Annotated in this window: 23 protein-coding genes, 1 pseudogene and 1 riboswitch; of the genes and pseudogenes, 4 read left to right on the forward strand and 20 right to left on the reverse strand. The window is 40.0% G+C overall.

The annotated features are described in order from the left end of the window. Positions 1–11 precede the first annotated feature (11 nt). Entirely contained in the window at positions 12–644 is a 633-nt protein-coding gene (locus BFI01S_RS09605) for a CBS domain-containing protein (RefSeq protein ID WP_061792426.1), read from the reverse strand. 146 nt (positions 645–790) lie between these two features. Here BFI01S_RS09605 and BFI01S_RS09610 point away from each other — a divergent pair, with 146 nt between their 5' ends. The 3 genes from BFI01S_RS09610 to cotJC all read left to right on the forward strand — a co-directional run bounded on the left by BFI01S_RS09610 (position 791) and on the right by cotJC (position 1,923). After that, the gene (locus BFI01S_RS09610; RefSeq protein WP_061792427.1) at positions 791–1,018 is read left to right on the forward strand and encodes a spore coat associated protein CotJA; all 228 of its coding nucleotides are present in this window, start codon (positions 791–793) and stop codon (positions 1,016–1,018) included. Next, a complete protein-coding gene (locus tag BFI01S_RS09615; RefSeq protein WP_048008141.1) occupies positions 1,018–1,278 on the forward strand; it encodes a spore coat protein CotJB in 261 nt (86 codons plus the stop codon). The genes BFI01S_RS09610 and BFI01S_RS09615 overlap by 1 nt, the downstream gene beginning before the upstream one ends. A 75-nt stretch (positions 1,279–1,353) precedes the next feature. Further along, on the forward strand, positions 1,354–1,923 hold the full coding sequence (gene cotJC, locus BFI01S_RS09620) for a spore coat protein CotJC (protein ID WP_061792468.1): 570 nt from the start codon (positions 1,354–1,356) through the stop codon (positions 1,921–1,923). Between the two features lie 54 nt (positions 1,924–1,977). Here the strand turns inward: cotJC and BFI01S_RS09625 are convergent, their stop codons facing one another. The 5 genes from BFI01S_RS09625 to BFI01S_RS09645 form a co-directional block, all read right to left on the reverse strand. Next, entirely contained in the window at positions 1,978–2,436 is a 459-nt protein-coding gene (locus BFI01S_RS09625; RefSeq protein WP_061792428.1) for a YpbF family protein, read from the reverse strand. Between the two features lie 86 nt (positions 2,437–2,522). Next, positions 2,523–3,269 (reverse strand): LysM peptidoglycan-binding domain-containing protein, encoded by a 747-nt coding sequence (locus tag BFI01S_RS09630; protein WP_061792429.1) that lies wholly within the window; start codon positions 3,267–3,269, stop codon positions 2,523–2,525. A 56-nt stretch (positions 3,270–3,325) separates the two neighbouring features. Next, positions 3,326–3,925: a CPBP family intramembrane glutamic endopeptidase gene (locus BFI01S_RS09635; RefSeq protein WP_061792430.1), complete on the reverse strand. Its 600-nt coding sequence runs from the start codon at positions 3,923–3,925 to the stop codon at positions 3,326–3,328. Between the two features lie 6 nt (positions 3,926–3,931). Further along, the gene (locus BFI01S_RS09640; RefSeq protein ID WP_061792431.1) at positions 3,932–5,431 is read right to left on the reverse strand and encodes a RecQ family ATP-dependent DNA helicase; all 1,500 of its coding nucleotides are present in this window, start codon (positions 5,429–5,431) and stop codon (positions 3,932–3,934) included. Next, positions 5,428–6,486: a YpbB family protein gene (locus BFI01S_RS09645; RefSeq protein WP_061792432.1), complete on the reverse strand. Its 1,059-nt coding sequence runs from the start codon at positions 6,484–6,486 to the stop codon at positions 5,428–5,430. The genes BFI01S_RS09640 and BFI01S_RS09645 overlap by 4 nt, the downstream gene beginning before the upstream one ends. 259 nt (positions 6,487–6,745) lie before the next feature. On the opposite strand from BFI01S_RS09645, the gene BFI01S_RS09650 reads away from it, so the two are divergent. Then, positions 6,746–6,994, forward strand: a complete 249-nt coding sequence (locus BFI01S_RS09650) for a ferredoxin (protein WP_026584182.1) — start codon at positions 6,746–6,748, stop codon at positions 6,992–6,994. Between the two features lie 134 nt (positions 6,995–7,128). Here the strand turns inward: BFI01S_RS09650 and BFI01S_RS09655 are convergent, their stop codons facing one another. The 14 genes and pseudogenes from BFI01S_RS09655 to BFI01S_RS09720 all read right to left on the reverse strand — a co-directional run bounded on the left by BFI01S_RS09655 (position 7,129) and on the right by BFI01S_RS09720 (position 21,744). Beyond that, positions 7,129–7,713, reverse strand: a complete 585-nt coding sequence (locus BFI01S_RS09655) for an ECF transporter S component (RefSeq protein WP_035330106.1) — start codon at positions 7,711–7,713, stop codon at positions 7,129–7,131. A 163-nt stretch (positions 7,714–7,876) separates the two neighbouring features. After that, positions 7,877–8,048: riboswitch (FMN riboswitch) on the reverse strand. A 157-nt stretch (positions 8,049–8,205) separates the two neighbouring features. Further along, entirely contained in the window at positions 8,206–9,018 is an 813-nt protein-coding gene (locus BFI01S_RS09660; protein WP_061792433.1) for a histidinol-phosphatase, read from the reverse strand. A 68-nt stretch (positions 9,019–9,086) separates the two neighbouring features. Then, a complete protein-coding gene (locus tag BFI01S_RS09665) occupies positions 9,087–9,986 on the reverse strand; it encodes a M23 family metallopeptidase (RefSeq protein ID WP_061792434.1) in 900 nt (299 codons plus the stop codon). Positions 9,987–10,201: 215 nt separating this feature from the next. Beyond that, positions 10,202–11,464, reverse strand: coding sequence for an RsiX family anti-sigma factor (locus BFI01S_RS09670; RefSeq protein WP_061792435.1), 1,263 nt, complete (start codon positions 11,462–11,464; stop codon positions 10,202–10,204). Continuing rightward, positions 11,439–11,990: an RNA polymerase sigma factor SigX gene (gene sigX, locus BFI01S_RS09675; RefSeq protein WP_061792436.1), complete on the reverse strand. Its 552-nt coding sequence runs from the start codon at positions 11,988–11,990 to the stop codon at positions 11,439–11,441. The genes BFI01S_RS09670 and sigX overlap by 26 nt, the downstream gene beginning before the upstream one ends. Before the next feature lie 254 nt (positions 11,991–12,244). Next, positions 12,245–14,030 (reverse strand): annotated as a pseudogene (locus BFI01S_RS09680) (ATP-binding protein). Further along, on the reverse strand, positions 14,027–14,743 hold the full coding sequence (locus BFI01S_RS09685) for a response regulator transcription factor (RefSeq protein ID WP_061792437.1): 717 nt from the start codon (positions 14,741–14,743) through the stop codon (positions 14,027–14,029). The pseudogene BFI01S_RS09680 and the gene BFI01S_RS09685 overlap by 4 nt, the downstream one beginning before the upstream one ends. Positions 14,744–14,979: 236 nt before the next feature. Beyond that, a complete protein-coding gene (gene ccsB, locus BFI01S_RS09690; protein ID WP_061792438.1) occupies positions 14,980–16,161 on the reverse strand; it encodes a c-type cytochrome biogenesis protein CcsB in 1,182 nt (393 codons plus the stop codon). Between the two features lie 12 nt (positions 16,162–16,173). Then, positions 16,174–17,805 carry a cytochrome c biogenesis protein ResB gene (gene resB, locus BFI01S_RS09695; RefSeq protein WP_061792439.1) on the reverse strand — a complete coding sequence of 544 codons (1,632 nt, stop codon included), beginning with the start codon at positions 17,803–17,805 and terminating at the stop codon, positions 16,174–16,176. A 19-nt stretch (positions 17,806–17,824) separates the two neighbouring features. Continuing rightward, positions 17,825–18,349, reverse strand: a complete 525-nt coding sequence (gene resA, locus BFI01S_RS09700; RefSeq protein WP_061792440.1) for a thiol-disulfide oxidoreductase ResA — start codon at positions 18,347–18,349, stop codon at positions 17,825–17,827. Between the two features lie 184 nt (positions 18,350–18,533). After that, positions 18,534–19,259, reverse strand: coding sequence for a 23S rRNA pseudouridine(2605) synthase RluB (gene rluB, locus BFI01S_RS09705; RefSeq protein ID WP_035330095.1), 726 nt, complete (start codon positions 19,257–19,259; stop codon positions 18,534–18,536). Positions 19,260–19,469: 210 nt separating this feature from the next. Further along, entirely contained in the window at positions 19,470–20,006 is a 537-nt protein-coding gene (locus BFI01S_RS09710) for a spore maturation protein (RefSeq protein WP_048008123.1), read from the reverse strand. 6 nt (positions 20,007–20,012) lie between these two features. Then, positions 20,013–20,600: a nucleoside recognition domain-containing protein gene (locus BFI01S_RS09715; protein ID WP_035330092.1), complete on the reverse strand. Its 588-nt coding sequence runs from the start codon at positions 20,598–20,600 to the stop codon at positions 20,013–20,015. Next, on the reverse strand, positions 20,593–21,744 hold the full coding sequence (locus tag BFI01S_RS09720) for a D-alanyl-D-alanine carboxypeptidase family protein (protein ID WP_061792441.1): 1,152 nt from the start codon (positions 21,742–21,744) through the stop codon (positions 20,593–20,595). Before BFI01S_RS09720 ends, BFI01S_RS09715 begins: the two co-directional genes overlap by 8 nt. Between the last annotated feature and the right edge of the window lie 110 nt (positions 21,745–21,854).

Below are 21,854 nucleotides of genomic sequence, written 5' to 3' on the forward strand. Positions count from 1 at the left end.
CTATATATACATTAATCTTCTGTAATATCAAGAACACGAAAGCCTGATTTTTCAAGCCGGCTGATGAACTTATCCATATTATCATTTTTCTCTACTTTCATCACGATGCGGCGGACCAGCTTGTCTGTTTCATCAAAAGTAACAAGGGAAATGATGTGTTCATGGAAATAATGGGCGATTTCGGCCAAACGGGCAATTCGCCCTTCCGCTTCCACAGAGGTAAACGCAATCCTGACACCGGGTTTGTTCGTCCCGAAGGCAGATTGAAATTGAGCCAGAACATCGAAGCGGGTAACGATGCCCAGAAATTTACGGTTTTCGCCCAAAACAGCAAGTAAAGGAAAATCCTTTAAATCCAGCAGTGTTTTTTCAAAAATTTCATTCCCCTGTAAATATTGCTCCTGATGTGTGGCAATATCTTTTACGAGTGTTCCTCCAAGAAACTCTTCCTTTGATTTTCCTGACAAAAAGAAGTTCTCATATATTCCATATCTGGTAATTATGCCGGCATATTGATCGCCATCCAACACAGGAAGTCCATCAATCTGGTTGTCCTCAAGCAAATCAAGAGCATCTTTCAATGCTTCATCCTGTCTGATCGTTTTACAGTTATGTTTAGGGATCATAATACTTTTCACAAACATTGCCATCACCTCAAGAGTAATATTAATTAGACCTAACATTTAATTCGCCATTTATTCAACTTTCCCCTCTTTTTATTGGAGTAAACGATCATAAAATCACTGTGCTTTTCATAAGTTTCAATGACGCATAAAAAGGAGGGATTATGATGAATACACTCCGCAAGACCTGGCACCCATATGTTAGCCCCTTTGACCCCTGCACTCCTATAAAGGTCAAAACTTATTCCACACCTCCAAACCTTTATATGGGTTTTCAGCCGCCAGGACTGGAACAATTTACACCAATGCAGGCCTTAAAAACAGGAACTCTGCGGAAGGCTTTCTATGATCCATGGTACAGTCCCTATGAAAAATCCAGGGAGGGACAGCAGTAATGAAACAATTACCCGCAGATTACTACCAGCTTCTTGAACAGCTTCAGGCTGTAGACTTTGTTCTTGTCGAGCTGACTTTATACCTTGATACTCACAATAATGATACAGAAGCCATTAAGCAATTCAACCATTATGCAAAAGAACGGAAAAAACTGAGAAATGCCATTGAAAGCAAATATGGTCCATTAATGCAATTTGGCCACAGCTATTCGGGACAGCCATGGAATTGGGATGATCCCCCGTGGCCATGGCAGGTATAGTTGATTTTCAGGCGCCTTCTTAATGGGGAGGCGCTCAAGGCTACTAACGGACTTCCAAAGGAGGCTGAGAATAAAATGTGGGTTTATGAAAAGAAACTGCAATATCCGGTGAAGGTAAGCACTTGCAATCCTAAGCTGGCAAAGTATCTAATAGAACAATATGGGGGTGCGGACGGTGAACTTGCTGCCGCACTAAGATATTTGAATCAGCGTTATACTATACCTGATAAGGTCATCGGGCTTCTCACAGATATTGGAACAGAGGAATTCGCCCATCTGGAAATGATCGCCACAATGATTTACAAATTAACGAAGGATGCTACGCCTGATCAAATGAAGGCTGCCGGCCTGGATGCCCATTATGCTAACCATGATAATGCTCTGTTTTATCATAATGCTGCAGGTGTGCCTTGGACAGCTTCTTATATCCAGGCAAAAGGCGATCCAATTGCAGATTTATACGAGGATATCGCCGCAGAAGAGAAAGCAAGAGCAACCTATCAGTGGATTATTAATATGAGTGATGACCCGGATCTTAATGACGGACTCCGATTTTTACGAGAAAGAGAGATCATCCATTCACAGCGCTTCAGAGAAGCCGTTGAGATTCTAAAAGAAGAACGGGATAAAAAGAAATTCTTCTAAATACTTAACAAAAAGAAGCAGGCAGGCTGCTTCTTTTTCCATTTGGTTTATTTTTCATTTGTTTTCATGATAAAGGTTTATATCATAATTTTTTTTCATCATTTCGAAAACGTTATGGCGATTTTTCCATTCATCTTCTTTTTTCCAGAGATCTTTGCTCTTATCAATTATTTCACACCTTAGTGCATGAAATTCTTTTTCTGCTTTATCTCTTTTTTCTCTCAGAAGATTCATAAACCCATAAAGGCCAACCGTGAAAACAAGTAAATAGAAATTTGCAGACTGATTGACAAAGGCCGAAAACATCGATGCAAACGAGTAAGAGTAAGGCTGCATAACACTTTTATAAAGATAAAAAAAGAACAAAAAGGATATAAAAACGGTCGCCCACATGGCAATCAAATGCCAGGACTTGAATCGATCAAACTTATGTTTTCTCTCCACAACTTTCTCTAGCATTTTTCTAGTTGCCTGGTCTGTACGTTCGTCAAGCATTCTAATCGGCGATTCCAAAAACGCTCCCTCCCTTTCATAATAATGTATGAGCTTGTACATTATTCTATGCCTGGGAGAGAAGACAGCAAATGTCTTAGACTCTTTTATTGCTCAAGCGGAATTTTTAATACCTGGCCCGTTTGTATTTCATTTGACGGCAAATTGTTGGCTTGCTTTATTATTTCAATTCCGGATTGGGATTTATAATAGGTCATGGCAATTCGAAAGATTGTTTCCTTTGGTTTAACCGTATGGTAGACAACTTTGCCTTCCTTATTTAATTCTTCCTGTGTCCCGGAAGTTTTCGACGAGTCTGTACTATCAGAAGCTGTTTGACGGGCCTGCTGTTCAGAAGCAGATTCAGAACCTTTATCTTCTTCATCAGGCTTTTGAGGAGTCTGTTTTTCCTGCTGGTCGCTGGCAGCATCTTGCTCTTGTGACTCTTCAGCTTTTTTAGTATTTTCAGGTTTCTCAGCTTGTTCAGGTTTCTCAGTTTCCTGCTCTTCTCTTGCTTCTATGGTCGTCCCTTCACCTTCATCATTTGTGGCAAAAACGACCGTTTCAGAACCTATTTCTTCAGATTCTGCATTTAACCCGGTATTAATGCTTTTATCACTGCTTACATATTGATAAATGCTGAAAATGGTAATCGGGAGCAGGATAAAAAATAAAGCCAGCAGGCGAATAACAGGGTATTTAACTCTCCATTTATTTTTTTTTCTTTTTTCCTGATGGATTCGGCTCCGCGGCGGCAGAGCGGATTTTTGCCCGCTGTCTCCCTTTTCCTGTTTTCTGTCAATCTTCTTGCGTAGTCTTTCAGCTTGATCTCTATAAGGGTCTTCTTTATTCATGTTTCATCCCTTCCTGTAAAAAAAATCATTAGAAGTTAATTTAATGCTGGTGTTAACTATTGTTCATTACATTTTCCTCTGTTCAGGTACCGTTTTCGAATAAGAATACCCAAAAGAAAGTCAATCAGAAAATGCATAACAATCGTAACAAGCAAATTATTGGTTATATGATAAATATAACCTATAAAAAAGCTTAATGTAATAATATTTACAAACAAAAACCAATTAAAAAGATATCGATAATGAACAAGCGCAAAAATAAGACTTGATATCACAAGTCCGAAATGGGTCTGAATGACACCCCTGAACAGAAGTTCTTCGCTTATAGCCACAACGGCTGCAATAAAAGCAATATGAAGAAAATGGCGGTTTTGAAAGATTTTCTTATTTAACCCTCCGTCATCATACATTTCCTCAGGGAGGAGCTTCATCAAGACAATATCAATCAGGACAACAGCCAATCCTGCCGCTGCTCCAATTACAAGAATATTAATATCATCAAGTACAAAAAGAGCCTGGAATTCTTCAAAGCTGTTAAATAATATAATACTTAGGATGAATGCAATGGCTAAAATAAGCACCTGAGTAAGATAAAGATGAAATAATAGTTCCTTGTCAGTCAATTCCTTAATGATATCCTCGTATCTTTTCTTCATTTTGGTTCACTCACCTGGAATCAGGAGATATTCTAAATGATTTTTCCAATCATAGAACGTTTTATCCTGATTATCTGATTTTGTGTTTCTTATGAAATTTTCAAATTGTAAACCGCATATATCACAGCAGAATTGAACTGAGGTATTTTTTTCCTCATCAAAGTAGGAAAGAATATTCTCTCTCCGGCAATTTTCCTTGTGAATCCATCTGTATACTTCCTCAATGCTATTTCTTTTGAATTTGATTCTGTCTTCAAAGTACCCATTCATTTCCTGCAGAATCCTTTTATAACCCAGTCCAGATTTGTTTTTTCGTTCAAAAAAATCATAAAATATTCTCCACTGAATATCTGTTAAACCTGAACGCTGCTTAATTTGCTCTTCATAAGCACTGATGTTCATGATCGCATTCGGGTTTTCTTCCATCCAGCCGGTGATCCAATCAATTTGAGACTTATCCGGTAATTCATTTTCTGCAATCTGCAGGGGAAGCTGCTCATCACCGGGTGCATAGAGCATAATAGCTATACTTTGTTTTCCATCTCTCCCCGCCCGTCCAATTTCCTGCAAATAAGATTCAATCTGAAGAGGCATATGAAAGTGTATCACATACCGGATATTATCTTTATTAATTCCCATGCCAAAGGCGCTTGTAGCGCAAATAAGATCGAGCTGCCCGTGGATAAACTGCTGCTGCACAAGGATGCGGCTTTCGTGGTCCATTCCCCCATGATAAGCCATCACTCTTTTAGCTCCTTTTTCCCTCAGCAGATCTGCTGTTTGCTCAGCCATTTTTTTGCTGGAAAAATATATAATGCCAGGACCCTCAAGGGTCTCAGCAAGCTCCACAAGCCTCTCTGTTTTCACACGGAAATTATCTGCCTTTTCTACAGTCAGTGCTATATTAGGACGATCAACGGAGTAAATAAATTCACTGCAGTCCAGTATGCCGAGTGACTTTTTTATGTCTGCTTTAACCTCACGGGTAGCTGTGGCAGTTAAAGCGAGTGTAACCGGGTTCCCTATCTTTTGTCTCACTTCGCCAAGCTTTAGATAATCAGGCCTGAAATCATATCCCCATTGGGAGATGCAATGAGCCTCATCAACAACAAATAAAGCGATGCACAATTTCTGCAACTGAGATAGTACTGATTCATAATAAAGCATTTCGGGTGAAATAAAGATAAACTTATACTGATTCAGGTTAATTAATGCCTTTCTTTTTTCTGAGCGGGATAAAAAAGAATTGAATGCTATCACCTTTTTTTCCCCATTCATCATAAGCTGTTCAGCCTGATCCTGCATTAAGGACAGCAAAGGAGAAATAATAATCACCTGGCCTTCAATCATATATCCCGGCAGCTGATAACAAAGAGATTTACCTGTACCTGTAGGCAGCATGGCAACAGTATTTCTGCCTGCGAGCACGGATTCAATGATTTCCTTTTGTCCCGGTCTGAATGCAGGATATCCAAATTTGCTTTGCAATAGCGCTTCCAGTCTCATTGTCTCTCTCCAAGCTTTGCCATTACTAATCTGATTTCAAAATAATCTGATTCAGGCACTATTTGACGTATTTGTTTTAATTGCAAGGAATCTGCAATGTTGGCCGCGTTAATGATCAGTTTCTGTCTTTCCTCCGAGACATAACGAGAGATATTAAAGCTTCTGTCGTTTAACGCTACTTCCACAACATGATCCTCAATCGTACTTTTTTTCAATCTTCTTATTTTCGCTATTTCATCCAAGTCCAGTCCCTGTTTTAACAGAGAATAAGTCTTTTGAGCTGACAATGTTAGCTGAACTTCATTTCCTGAACCACTCATGATTTTATCGATTAGCGGAAATTCTGCAGGATTTTCTTTTACACTTTCCAGTATATGATGAATAGCTCCAAGGAACTGATGGTGGTAATAATCCTGATTGATGCGGAGCAGCTCTGATGCCTGAACAGCTGTGAGGCCAATACGGTTATAGCCTGTCAGCCTCAATGTCAGCACAGCAGGATTAATTTCACTTAGCTCTTCGAGGCACTGGCCAAGTTCCCTGTACAGCATAACCCCAACTTCATTGCGGGCAATCCCGGATGTTCTCAGAAAGTCTTTCAGCCATTCATGAACATCTCTTTTTCTTTGGATAGGAAGGTATTTTGCATTGTTATAATTTAAATGTGATATTACCTGAATTAAAAGAGTAATCCTCTCCCAAAACAATTCACCTGTACTATGATACAGCCATCCGTTTAATGAAGAAGGTATTGGACATTCTAAAAGAGATCTTTCCAGCTCTCTCTTCCCTTCTGCAGTCAAAATGTAATGCTTTTCTTCAATGGCAGTCATCCAGCTGCTGTTAATGATTTCTTCTGCAAGATGCTCCAGAACTCCCCTGCTTAAATTTCCAAATGAACGAAAAAGCGGGGTTAGTTGAAATAAATGAGCATCTTGGATGGTCTGGGAAGACTTTTTTCCATTCAGCAAATGTAAAATGGAATAAATAGTTCTTTGTCCCTGCAGCTCATTAACACAGTACATTATTACAGTTTTCAAATAAGATATATGCATTATGTTCACCTTACAGCTTAAGATTTTTTTCTTGTTCATTACCTTCATTTTCTTACATCTATTTTATCATGAAAGAAATCGGCAGGCCGTTTTAATTATTTCTAACAGGGTAAATTATGCCTAAACCCTTATGTGATAAGCATTCTCAATACATTTTCTATTGAAAAGTTGAACATACAGTTTTACAATAGGATGTGAGGAATGTGTTACCATCATCTTGATGGAAGATTAATTGTTTAATTCTTGGGAGGTTTTTTTCATGGCAAAGTATACAATTGTTGACAAAGAAACATGCATTGCATGTGGAGCTTGCGGCGCAGCTGCACCGGACATTTATGATTATGATGATGAAGGCATTGCATTTGTTACCCTTGATGATAACCAGGGTATCGTTGAGATTCCTGATGTATTAATTGACGATATGATGGATGCATTCGAAGGCTGCCCAACCGATTCAATCAAAGTCGCTGATGACGCTTTTGATGGCGATCCGCTAAAATACGAATAATCCTTCAGCCATACTCTAATCTTTGTTAAGCTACTGCTCCCTTTCAACTTGAAAGGGAGTTTTTTATAATACTTTCAATTCAAATTCAAATTGAAAAAGCAGCGGAACATTTGCCGCTGCTTTAAATTTATATATTATGCTGCACTTTTCATTACAGCCTGCTTTTCTACCCAGGTTCTCATGCGTGTAAAAATGAGCATGAAAACAATTGAAATAATAAAACCTTTTAAAATATTGAATGGCAAAATCCCTGTCACAATCATGGTTCTCATTTCAGGCGCTGACATTGCCGGGAAATTCAGGAAGAATGTATATGCCGGCAGTATGACAAGGTAATTAAGCACACTCATAATGACAGCCATAACCATGGTGCCGATTACGAGCCCAAACGTCATGCCTTTTTTTGTCTTTAGCTTGCTGTATACATAATAAGTAGGCAAGACGAACAAAATGCCTGCCGCAAAATTTGCAATATGTCCAACAGGTACACCTGTTGCACTCCCTGTCATGAAGTAATCAAGAATATTTTTAATAAGCTCCACTAATATTCCTGCCGCCGGGCCAAAGATTAACGCTGCGATTAATGCAGGAATATCGCTGAAGTCAATCATCAAAAATTGCGGAAACGGCGGGATTGGAAAATTGAGCAGCATTAATACGTAAGAGATGCTGCTTAGCATTCCGATGGCAACCATTGATTTGATATTAAGTTTTTTCAAGTTCCTCTCTCCTTTTTAGGACTATCTCTCCTATAGAAGAAAGGTTCGGCTAAGCAAATATCTTCGCAATAAATAACCCCCAAGCTAAAAATAACTTGAGGGAGAATTGCAAAGGCACGCTTAATAACGTTCAAAACCTGCATTTTTTGAACGTCTGCAGAACCTCCATCTTCTCCCATCCAGACTGTACTGTCGGCTTTGGAATCGCACCAAATCCTGCCCAATAAAATGCAAAGCGTTTTTTGATCAAAACGCTTCTCTCAGGCTCGCGGGCTTAGAGTCAAGACTGACCCATCACCGCCGGTCGGGAATTTCACCCTGCCCCGAAGATAGACCGTATTTATTATTACAGATTAATTATACTGAAAAAAAGTTATTCTGTGAAGGAATTTGTTTACCTGTATTAGATACCATATATATATGCAAGTCCATACCTATTCGAATTTTTATGGATAATACAAAAAAAGGAGGCAATCTGCCATCCTTTTTGTATTATCCAAGCGGATATTCTTTTCTTTCTCCTTTGGAAAAAGTCATGATGGACTGATATCCTACTTCTTTTGCAAGTGCAATTGCCTTATCAAAATCGGCACCTACATGTTCAGGAAAGTGCGCATCGGATGAAAGAACAATCGGTATATTTTTCTCATAGCATTTCTGCAGGAGACGTTTGTCCGGGTATAGTTCACCCACCGGCTTTCGCAGACCGGCTGTGCTGATCTCAACACATGTCTTGGATTCTGCCAGTGCATTTGCTGCACGATCGTACTGTTCCAGCAAAAACTCTTCGTCCTGGGGCACATATTTAAAGATTTTTACGAGATCTAAATGACCTACAATATCGAATAAATTTGATTCGGCCAATGTGACCACTTGATCAAAATACTTACGATACACATCATAAAGATCCCGTTTATCCCATTCTTTTCTAAATTCAGCAAGATCTATGCCGAAATCTCCAACCCAATGAATGGATCCAATCACATAATCAAATGAGTAACTGTTAATGAACTTCGCCATTTCATCATGCTTGCCCGGCGTGTAGTCCATTTCGATTGACATTTTCACATCTATATTATTACTCCACGCTTCATGAAAAACATTCACATAGTCTTTCATATCATAAAAGCGCCTTTCGTTTACCCATGGATTTTGCAAAATGTCTGCTGTCTGATAGAAATGGTATGCATGCTCCGAAACTCCGAAAGATTCAATCCCTTTTTGGGCTGCAGCATCTGTGAATTTTTTTAAATAGTCCAGGCTTAACGTGCCATTTTCAAGATGATTATGATAGTCTGTAAGCATTTCTCTAACTCCCCCAGTTTTTTACCCATTATACTTTAAGGGAGTAAAGCGTTGCAATCATTTCTATTCTATTTTTTGCGAATGATGAGAATTTGTCCAATATTTATAACATCTGAATTTGCTTTGTTTAACTCTTTAATAGCTTCTGCTGTTGTATCATGCATTTTTGCTATAGAAGTTAAAGTATCTCCCTGTTTAACAGTGTATTCGCTAATTTTGCCGGGTTCTATCAACAGCTTTTGACCTGTAAAAATGTGATCAGGATTAATATTATTTAAACCGGCAATAGCCCCGGGCTGCAGATTATAATGTACAGCGATGGTCCATAATGTTTCCCCGGTTTTAACTATATGGTAGGTATCCCCTGAATCATTTGTTATTTGACCCGAATCAAAATTAGACGGACAGGCTGAAACTTCACGTGCGTTTTCATTTCTTACCGCTGCATTTACAGCTTGTCCAACTTCTCCCATGCCAAATGCCACAGTGGGATCAACTGCATTTATTTTATCAGCTGTCCATGCCTGCGTATGTATTTCAAAATGAAGATGGACTCCTGAAGAGTCACCCGTGCTTCCCATCATTCCGATTTTCTGTCCGAGCGCAACTTTTTCACCTTCAGCAGATAATCGTTTATTCAAATGGGCGTATACTGTTTCAGTTTGGTTGCTATGCTTAATAAATATCACATTTCCGTACGTTTGAGAGTAATACGACCTGGACACAATTCCAGCGTCAGCAGCATAAACCGGAGAGCCGGAATCTCCAGCAATATCAATGCCTTTATGCTGACCACTTCTTGTCCCATACGTGTCTGTAATTACACCATTTGCCGGCCATACCCAATGCTCTGTCAACTCAGAAATTTTAGGCTCAGCAGCTTTAGAATGCTTCCCTCCCAGAAATAGCAGACTCACACAAAGAGCCATTATTCCTGCGATAAAGAAACGCCTTATGTAATCCTTCATTCTTTTCCTCCTATGATGTCAGCTGAAATATCCGTACGAGTGCCTTTTTTTCCGCACCCTCTTTCACACTATGACAGCTTGTACTCTTTTAGAACAATTAACAATAAAGCTCTTAAAAGCACAGTGATTAGTATTCTTCCAGCAGTATGGTTTTTATGCAGATATGGAGGAACTTTATCCTAAAATGGAAAAGACGGCCACATTGGGCCGCCTTTCTAATTTGGCAAATCTCGTTTGTTAGCTGCTACCGGTACCTTTAATTCCTCAGTAAGATCAAACTTGCCAATTTTATCAACATCTGCATTTTCCAATTTGACCGTGTCGAAATCGAAGTCTTTTGCAGTAAGAAGGATTGCTTCGATCGCATGAAGCGTTGATGCATTATCAATTATTTCTGATTCATTATTAAAACGGATTATGAGTTTGCTATCCTTAATTTCTTCTATTTCAAAATCAATATCATCCGGTATGGATGCCTGTAAATTATTTTCAGTCCTATTCTGCTTCATGGCTTTCAGAGCATCTTTTACCGAATTGAGCTCTTCTCTTATCGGGACCAGGAATGGTGTTGAATCAGCACCATTAGGATATAAGAAATAATAAATTAAGTTACCAGTGCTATTTTCCGGGATAAATTCCTCTCTATATCCATAATGGCTGAACTCAATGCCGACTTTCCCTTCCGTTCTGAGGTCAATCTTTTCTATATCAAGATTATTCATTATATTCGCCAAAACCTTCTCTAAAAGTAACTCTGCGGTGGAGGACATACTATATGGGTGATCCACCGGCACATCAACTGTCAGGATATTATTTTCCTGGTCATGAGTTAAATTTGCTTTTAAAGGATAATATTCTTCTAAACCCCATGCATCTTCAGTAAGTTTACTCATCGTGTCTTCAAACAAAGCAAATTTCGACCTGTCCGGGTCATCATCAACTAGAACGCTCACAGGTACGATATTTTGAGCCTCCTTATCCGGAATCGCATAGGTCAGGAATTCTTTTCCAGCCAAGTCTTCTTCATAAACGGCAGTAGGGCTTATTTCGGATGAAACAGACTTCATGCTTATATCATCGTTTGATTCTTTTTCCGGGTCACCGGAAAGCTGCGCATGGTCCTCTTGTGGATCTTCTTCTCTTGCAAGAGGTTCCGGGTCTGACTCTTCGTCTTTCGCTTCAGATATGCTGTTATTGTCACTTGTTATTTGTTCAGATGATTGTGTCTGATCTGATTGAATTTCGACGTGCTTATCAGCAGACTCCTGCCAATTCATAAGGTTTGGGGCAAGAATGAAAAGCAGGAGCAAGGCAGCAGCCACTGCTGCAGCAGGCAGGATCCATGTTCTTTTCTTTTGTTTGCCCATCTTGATTTCTATGTTTTGATAAATTTCTCTCGGGTCACGATTATCTTTAATTTTAGGCATCTGGCTCAGCAATTCCTGAAGCTGCTCATCGCTCCACTTTGATTCCTTCATTATCCATTCCCTCCTTTGCCTTAAAATGTTCCATATGATTTTTTAGCACCTTCAACGCACGATGCTGTGTTGTCTTCACCTTACTTTCAGTCCAGCCAAGTGAATCAGCTGTTTCAGTAATGGTGAGTTCATGTATATATCTCATAATAATGACAAGCCTCTGGTCAATGGTGCATAAATCCAGACAGCGATAGATCATCTGAATTTCTTCTCGCTGAACAGCAATTTCTTCAGGCAAGGGGAGCTCATCCTTCACCTGCTGAGTTGACCAGTCAAATTTCTCTATAATTTTTTGTTTCCAGCCCTTTTGCTTGCAAAAGGAATCAATGGCAACATTCCGCGCAATTGAAAAGAGCCACGTTTTTTCGCTGCTTTTCCCTTCAAATCTTTCATATGACTTTAATACCCTTATATAGACTTCCTGGACTAAATCCTCAGCCAGTTCCTTGTTTTTGACCATATAAAAAAGAAATTGAAAAACGTCCTGATGGTATTTTTTATAAAGTTCATCAAAAACGGAGTCCATGAATTTCCCTCCCCGTTCAATAAAATAGTCGTTCTCTCTCTAAAAAAAGTTACAGTTTAACTATATTATTATTTTGCAGAAAAGCGCAAGAGCCTGTTTGGGCGGAGGATTACTCCCTTGCCATCATAAACGCCAGGCCAATGCCTTTTCATTATAATTCAAAAAGAAAGGGAAGGAAATTTCTTGCATCTCCTTCCCCAGCCTATAATTAATTGTTTCCCGTGTATCAAGAACAATCGCCATAATTTCCGGCTTTATCCGTCATTTCGAGGGATAAATATTGAAAATGTCGTACCATGTCCGGTCTTGCTTTGAACAGTAATATGTCCTTTATGAGCTTCAATAATATTTTTGGCAATTGCGAGTCCAAGACCAGTTCCGGATCGGCCCCGTGTTCTTGCTTTATCGGCTTTGTAAAAACGTTCAAATACAAACGGCAGGTCTTCTTCGGGGATTCCCGAGCCAGAATCTTTCACTTCGATAAACAGCCCCCGTTCATCACTCCGTTCGATAACTTTAACCTCTCCGTTATGAGGGGTATGCCGGATGGCATTATCAATCAGATTGGTCATAACCTGTTCTATTCTGTCAGGATCAAATTGAATAGATAAACCTATGCTTTGCAAATCATGTTCCAGGATAATTTCCTTCTCTTTTGCGAGCCCCTGAAATTTCCTGATAATTCTTTGAAGAAAGGAGTTTACATCAGTTTCATCCATTGTCAGCTGTATATGCCCGGCTTCCATTCTGGCAAGATCCAGCAATTCGTTCACAAGCCGGCCCATTCTCAGGGATTCATCATAAATAACACTTGCCATCTCTTTTTTCTCTTCATCCGTTCCGGCAATATCATCGACGATCGCTTCACTATACCCTTGCATCATCGAGATTGGCGTCCTTAATTCATGAGAAACATTCGCTATAAAATCGTTGCGGAGCTTATCAAGCTTACGCTCCTCAGTCATATCCCTTATAACTGCAACCGCTCCCCTAATATATTTATTATTATAGAGAGGGCTGACGATTATCACCCAGGAACGTCCCTGTATAGAAATTTCGCCAATCTGTTCCTTCTCGGTATTAACAGCAAGCTGGAAGAGCTCCATTACTTTGGAAGGGACTTCCTCTGTATTATTCTCAATGTCATCCAGCTCATAAAACCAGCTTTGCAAAAACCGCTCTGCAGGAGGATTGGTGATCAGGATCGTTCCATCCCGGTTGAAAGTGATAACCCCATCGGCCATCCCGCTTAAAATGCTTGCCAGCTGTTCTTTTTCCTGGCTTAAAGCATTCATATTAAATTTCAGCTGCCTGCCCATCTGATTAAAAGCCATGGCTAATTCGCCAACCTCATCATTAGTCAGAATCGGTACTTTTGTATCAAATTTACCTCTTGCTACCTCAAAGGCAGCTTCTTTCATTTTTCTTAGCGGAGCATTGATTCTTGTCGATAAGAAAAAAGCAAAGATGGTTGTTAAAATGATGGCAACTCCAGCAGCCAGCAAAATAAACTTTGTCGTTGAACGCAATGTTTCATGCATAACCTCGATGGACTGATAAATAAAAACGGCTCCATTGCTGCCGTCACCTTCAAGCGGGACTCCAATGATAAGAATTTTGCTGTCGTCATCTGCGGATACTTCTGTATACTCAGGATTAACGGATGTTACTTTTTTTTACAGTCTTATCTTCCGTGAGCACTTCTTTTAAATCATCTTCCTCAGTGAGGTAGGAAATGGGCAGTTTTAATGAATCTGTATGGTTTGGAGAATAGTAGTACTCTTTTGGCGAGTTAATAATGACTACTTTTGTAACATCATCTACAAGCTCCCAGGAAATCTCCAAACCGACTTCACGATTATGTTCTTTTAAAATTCTCGTTATTTTATGGGCAGTATTCGATAATCCTTTTTCTGTTTCATTTATATGGTAATTCTCAAAAAACTCCAGCAGCATGACTGTTAGGATCAGCAGTACAAAGGAAACTAATAAAAGAATTGTGCCCCAAAGCTTTCCGGCAACACTCCTAAAGAGCATCATTCATTAATAACCTCGAATTTGTAGCCCACTCCCCAAACGGTGACAATCATTCTGGCTGCCTGTTCAGAAACTTTATTTAGTTTTTCACGCAAGCGCTTCACATGAGTATCAACTGTTCTCAAATCTCCGAAAAATTCATAATGCCATACTTCTTTAAGCAGATGCTCCCTGTCAAATACCTTATCCGGCGCCTTTGCCAGGAAATAGAGAAGTTCATATTCCTTTGGCGTCAAACTGACTTCTTTACCATCAGCCAATACTTTGTGAGCATCATTATCGATCGTTAAATGAGGAAATACGATTACATCTTTTGCTGTTGTTTCTGTCTGAAGATAAGTAGTTTTAGAAGATCTGCGCAATAATGCCTTCACGCGCAGCACAACTTCCCTTGGACTGAAAGGCTTTACGATATAATCATCAGTGCCGACTTCAAAGCCCTGTACGCGGTTAACTTCTTCCCCTTTAGCAGTAAGCATGATCACGGGAGTAGCTTTTTTCTCTCTCAGTTCTCTGCAGACTTCAATGCCGTCTTTGCCGGGCATCATTAAATCCAAAAGAATGACATCGTAATCATTTGCCAAGGCTTTTGACAAAGCCTGGTTTCCATTCTCTGCTTCATCAATTGAATAATTTTCACGCTCAAGGTACATTTTCAATAAACGGCGGATTCTTTCTTCATCATCCACTAGCAATATTTTCACTTGGTTTTCCATTTTCAAATCCCCCTAACGTTCAATAAAAAATCTTTAATTAAAGCCTTCACTATTGTGAAGTGAAGGCTTGTATGATTAATATCAAGAATATTGTTTTTGAATTTTGGGAACGGTCTAGCTCCAGCGCCTACCCCCTCGAGGTCACAAGCCAATCCTTCCAAAAAGGCAAAGAACGCCTTTCCGGAAGGCTCGTCTTGTGCTGGTCAGGGGTGAGCAAGGCGCTTCCGCTTTTCTTGTTATGATCCAGCGTAGGAGTGCAATCCGGCAATGACCAGGTTTACCGCAACCAGATTAAACATGATAATGATAAATCCGATTACTGCAAGCCATGCAGACTTTTCGCCATGCCAGCCCTTTGAAAGGCGAAGGTGCAGGTAAGCCGCATAAAACAGGAAGGTGATGAGAGCCCATACTTCCTTCGGATCCCATCCCCAGAAACGAGTCCAGGCGATTTGTGCCCATATCATGGCAAAAATCAAAGCTCCGAGTGTAAAGACCGGAAATCCGATTAATACTGAACGGTAAGCGATCTCGTCAACCAAGTCAAGATTAATATTTTTGGCTAGCGGCTGAAGTGCAGCTCCAATCCTTTTGCGGAGAATCAGCCTTAAAGCAAGATACAGAATAACACCTGAAGCCAAAGACCATATTACGGTATTTAATTTTTTTGCATTAATAATTGCAGGCATTTCCGCCAGCGGTTCTAATTTACCTTCCGTAATCAGCTGTCCCTCGTGAGGACCTGTTAAAGCAGGCAAATGATATTCCAGGACATCTTCCTGACCGTTCTTATCAATCCAGTTAAATTCGGCTTTGTAGCCTGAAGCTGAGAAGCTTGAGCTTATAATAATAAACCCAAGTGTACAAACCAAGCCAAACATAACGGCTTCCAGCCAGAATCTCTGTTTGCTTTGCTTAGTTTGATCTACTGATTTTACTAAATAAATCAATCCAGCAGCGAAGCTTACAGCCAAAATAGCCTGACCAACTGCAGCTGTAGTAACGTGAATATGAAGCCAATCACTCTGCAAAGCGGGGATCAGCGGTGAAACTTCCCGCGGAAACATACTTGCATAAGCAATCATCAGTACCGCAACCGGGAGCGTAAAGACTCCTAAAATAGGTGTTTTATAAATTAAGTAAATCACTATAAAAGCACCAACAAGCGACATTCCAAAGAATGTTGTAAATTCGAAAAGGTTGCTGACAGGCGCATGCCCGGCTGCAATCCACCTTGTAATAAAGTAGCCAAGCTGTGCAGCAAACCCGATAATCGAGATCCATAATCCAATTGCTGCCCATCTGTTTGGCCCTTTTTTCGTTCTGTTCTTATCCTTTATAGAACCGGCAAAAAAGACAGTAGCAATTAAATAGAGGATAAAAGCTGTGTATAGTAAATTGCTGCTTATTGTAACCACTCAGATTCCTCCTTAGCCTTTCTTTTCACTTTGATTTTGCAGCTGATCTTCCGGCATCATAATTCCGGTCCCATCCAATGCTGTTTCAATTTCCCTTTTAAGTCCATGCCAGTTTTTGTTAGTGTGTCCTGCTACCCACACTTCTCCATTAACACGGCGCAGCCAAACTCTCCGATGGTTCCAATAAGACCCCTGTGCAACACCTATCATGAAAATAACGCCGCCCAATGCGATAATCCATAATGTTAAATCTTTTCGGACGGTCAAGGCCGATACATTTTTAGTATCTATGCCTTTAAAGGCCATCTTGTATTCATTATCACCAAAAGGTTCAATAGTCTGCCTGATCGCAACAAAACTAATTTCGCCATCAGGCTTATCCGGTGTAAACATTTTAAAAACAAAGGCAGGATTATTAGGGATTCTGGACTTTGTAACAGGTTCCCCATTTTCATCAAATTCAAAATCGGGAAAATAGCTGACAACTTCCGCTTTATAGCCATTTCCAAGATCATATTCATCCTGAGGATGATTCAGGTCGACTGTTAAATCCCCGTATTCCTCACCCGTTTTTTTATTTGTAAGGGCAAATGACATTTTGTTAAGCTCATTAAGTTTATAATCTACTTGGTATAATGCAAAGTTCTCAAACTTCAGAGGTTTATTTACCTTAATTTCATAGTCCTTAACTTTCTTTAGATCTGCCTCTTCTCCTGCAACAGTATCGCCCTGTTTTTTATAAAGAGTGACATTGGACTGATAATTTTTAGCTACCATTCCTGCTTTATCAATCGCTTCTCCAAATACTTCTTTATCTTTCTCTTTATCGTACATTTCAAGGATGAAGCCATCATTTTTAAGGTAATATTCACCATTGGTTTCCGGAATGACCTTGGTCTCGCCTTCGCGGATCCAAAGAATTTTGTCAACATACATGCCCGGTACAAAACGGAGCATTCCTCCGATTAAGAATATGATAAGCCCCACATGGTTAACGTATGGGCCCCATCTTGAGAAACGTCCCTTTTCGGCAAGGATGTTTCCATTCTCTTCTCTGATGCTGTATTTCTTGGATTTTAATTTTTCTTTTGCCATTGTGAATGCCTTATCAGTGTCTTCTGGCTGTGACGCACCAAAAACCCTCTGGCGCTGCAGATAGCTTTCATGCCGGCTTACCTTCTGCTTTTTTAAAGCTCTATACAGAGGTACAACCCTATCCAGACTGCATATTACAAGCGAAATGCCAATTGAGGCAATCAAAATCAAATACCACCATGAACTATAAAGGTTATGAAATCCTAAATCGTAATATAATTTACCTATCCAGCCATATTGATCTTCGTAATATTCTTCAGCTGGCATGATTGGCGGAATATACATCTCCTGAGGCAATATTGTTCCAACGGCTGATGCTATCAGCGTTATTACGATCAGCCAGACTCCAACCTTAACAGACGAGAAGAAATTCCATATTTTATCAATTATCGTTTTATTATAGGTTTGCGAGCGGCGTGCACTGCCTTCATACCGCATATCGAGAAGTTTCTTGTCTTTTTCTTTTTCTTCCAATACCTTTCCGCACGACTCACATAGTATCGTACCTATGGGATTAACATGGCCGCAGTCGCATTTTACTTCTTTCATATATAAAACTCCCCGTAACTTATGGTTTAATCTGTTCCATATAGTTCTTGATCGTTTCTTCCGTCATCTCTCCTGTAATATACTTGACAACCTTTCCATCTTTATCAATGAGGAAAGTGGCAGGAAGAGGATTAATTCCGTAAGCCGATTGGACTTGGCTATCCTTATCAATTACAATCGGGAAAGCTAAATCGTAACGCTCGGAAAATTTATTTACTGCTAAATCTGTCTCTCCGACATTAACAGCCAAAACCTGAACACCCTCATCTTTAAATTGCTTATATTGGTTGTTCATATATGGCATTTCTTTCTCACATGGTTTGCACCATGTACCCCAGAAATTCAGGAAAACACCCTGGCCTTCATAATCGGATAACCTGTGTTTATTTCCATCCATATCTGTCAGAACAAAATCAGGTGCCTTTTCTCCAACGGCAACCTTTTGAATTTTATCTTTCGTAAAATTTGCGTAAAGCGTATATGCCACGGCAGCACCAAGGACAAGCAATATGACTGTTCTCATTACCAGTCGCTGCTTCTTCATAAAAAACTTCCCCTCCTAAGGCATCCTATTCAGGCTAAAAGACCGAACCTTAACAAATTAATATGTAACATATGGAAAAGAATTTTGCCTCATAGCTGTTTACTATTATAGCATTTTTCATCATACCTATATTGTTTACAAATTAGCGTAACTGTGACACTTCTATGAATTTTTCTAAAGCTGACTATTTCTTCTTCATCGCAAGTGTCCGGAGCTGCTTAACTTCATGGGCAGTAAGTTCTCTTGCATCCCCCGCTGATAAACCCTGCAGAGTAAGGAACCCATATCTCTCCCTCTTCAGTTTCAGAACAGGATGGCCAATTGCTTCAAACATCCTCCTAACCTGGCGATTGCGTCCTTCATGAATGCTGATTTCCACTATAGCTGTCTGTTTTTTCTTATCCATTGATAACAGCTTGGTTTTGGCAGGTGCTGTTTTTCCATCTTCAAGCACGATGCCTCTTTGAAGGCTTTTCATTTTTTCTTTTGAAGGGATGCCTTTCAACTTGGCAACATAAACTTTTTCGATCTCATTACTGGGGTGCATTAAAAGATTTGCAAACTCCCCGTCATTGGTAAGAATGAGAATTCCTGATGTATCGTAATCCAGCCTTCCAACAGGGTATATTCTTTGTTTGATTCCCTCAAAGAAATCCGTGACGACTTTTCTGCCCTTGTCATCGGAAACAGCTGAAATTACGCCTCTTGGTTTATAGAGAAGAAAATAAACAGGCTCCTCTCTCTCCAACGGTATTCCATCCACTTCAATGCGGTCAGAAGGAGAGACCTTAACACCCAGTTCCTTTACTGTTTTTCCGTTAACCCTTACTCGGCCTTCAGCCATTAGCTCTTCAGCTTTTCTTCGCGAAGCAACCCCCGCATGGGCAATAACTTTCTGCAATCTTTCCATTTATGTCACCTCAAAGTTTTATTAACAATACTTCATACTTTTTCACTCCTAATGAATTATGACATAATTCGTCAAGTTTTCAAAGCAAACCATTGTCAAAACAGCTTAGGTAAGAAATAAACTGTAATTACTGAAAGTTGGAATTTGAAAGTAAAATAAAAAAGATACCCACACTCAGGTATCTTTTGTACTGGATGATTTCTTTAATGGCTACATACTGCCAAAAACAAGTGTTACGATCACAATGGATGCTATGATGCCTGCCAAATCGGCCAGCAGCCCGACTTTAAGGGCATCTCCCATTTTTTTGATTCCCACTGCTCCAAAGTAGACCGTCAGGACATAAAAAGTTGTATCTGTGCTGCCCTGCAGTACTGAGGCAAGCCTGCCTATGAAGGAGTCCGGACCATGGACAGCAATTAAGTCACTGGTCATTCCCAGTGCTGCAGTTCCAGAGATCGGACGAATGATAGCCAGGGGTACGATATCAGGAGGCACTCCAATTGCCTCCAGTCCTGGCCTGATCAGATTCATAAAATACTCCAGGGCACCGGAAGCCCTGAAAACCGATATGGCTACAAGCATCCCGACAAGAAAAGGAATAATGGATACAGCAATTTTTATACCTTCTTTTCCGCCTTCAGTAAAGCTTTCATAGGTAGGAACTTTCTTAAATGTTCCATATATTAATATAAAGCCTATTAAAATAGGAATTAACCAAAGGGAAACAGCTGAAACAATCTCCATCCAACCTCATCCTTTTCTCGTTCTTCGGTAATAGAAATAACGGTCAATCATTATTGCGGCCAATGTAGAGCAGAAAGTAGCCACTAAAGTAGGACCTACGATATCGGTGGGCGAGGCAGAATTATAATTCATCCGTATGGCAATCACGGTTGTAGGAATTAAAGTCAGACTTGATGTGTTGATGGCCAAAAAGGTTATCATAGAACGGCTTGCTTCATTTTTTCCCCCATTCAATCTTTTCAGCTCTTCCATAGCTTTAATGCCGAGAGGGGTAGCTGCGTTTCCCAGGCCGAACATATTGGCCATCATGTTCGAAAGCATATACCCCATTGCCGGATGATCACCGGGCACTTCTGGAAAAAGCTTTTTCACAATTGGCCTGAATAAGGAAGCAAGCTTATTCAGCAATCCGGCGTCCTCAGCAATTTTCATCATGCCAAGCCAAAAAACAAGAATGCTGATTAGACCGATACATAACGTAACCGCTTCTTTCGCACCATTGAAAATGGCTTCGTTCACTTCATTTATGGTGCCGTTTATCATAGCAAAAACTAAGCCTATCGCGGTAAGCATCACCCAAATAATATTAACCATTTGTCTTCACCCCTGCAATTGAGGTAAAAAGACCCTTAAAATAGTCTAATAGCGACTTATCCTCTTTAACCTCAGCATGCTTATAATAGATTGGGAGCTTTTTAATCAGCTGATCTTCAAAATACACGGTTGCCTGACCGACCACTTCAGGTGTTGTCCTGCCGTCTTCCCATTCTGATTCAGGCTTCAGCAGCTTGATATCAATTTTAAAGTGGTTTTTCTCTTCTTTTGTAACAGGATAATTGTATGAATGCTTCATATAAACCCTGCCTTTATAAAATTCATCATCAATATCCGATATAATTCCCTCAGGCAGGACTTCCACTGAATCATAGGCTCTAAAAGCTGTTTCATACATATTAATATGGTCATTCCAGTCATCCGGCCCGTTTAAGGTGACTGCAATCAGATTAAGGCTGCCTTTCGATGCTGTTGTTACAAGAGTTCTCTTCGCCCTTTTTGTATATCCTGTTTTCCCCCCTGTGCAATACTCATATAATTCGGTCAGGAGCCTATTTTTATTTTTCCATACCCTGTCCCAGCTTTCATTAGGATTTGGTGCACGGTGTACCTTTGTTCCTGCGATTTTTTGGTAAGTTTCATTATTCATTGCATACCTGGTCAGCAAAGCCATATCATATGCAGTCGAATAATGGTCTTCATGATCATCCAGACCATGGGGGTTTGCAAAATGGGTATTCTTCATGCCGATTTCTTCAGCTTTCTTATTCATTAAAAAGCCAAACCCTTCAAGGCTTCCGCCGACATGCTCTGCGATTGCGACTGCAGAGTCATTGCCTGAACGAAGCATAAGCCCGTAAACCAGATCTTCAAGCTTTATTTTTTCTCCTGCTTTTAGATATATCGATGACCCTTCCGCTCTCACAGCACGATCACTTACTTTAACCATATCGTCCATTTTTCCGGATTCTATGGCCAGAATTGCTGTCATGATTTTTGTAATGCTTGCTATTCTCCTCACTTCATTAGCTTCTTTCTGGTAAAGGATACGGCCAGAATCCTGTTCCATTAATATTGCGCTCCGGGCACTTACTGAAACTGAAGCCTCTGTCTTCTGAGGAAAATTCATCATCATCAGCGCGGTGACCAAAGCTATGGCCATCAGCCTGCTAAACATTTTCATTGCACAAAACCCCGTCTCCTTTGTGGATGTCAGATTGAGCGAAATACATGATCTCCCCACAAGGGAGGAGCCGCATGTTTTTCATTTATTTGTACAAGTTTATGCAGGAC

The sequence above is a fragment of the Cytobacillus firmus NBRC 15306 genome (assembly GCF_001591465.1).
Lineage (GTDB): Bacteria > Bacillota > Bacilli > Bacillales > Cytobacillaceae > Cytobacillus > Cytobacillus firmus.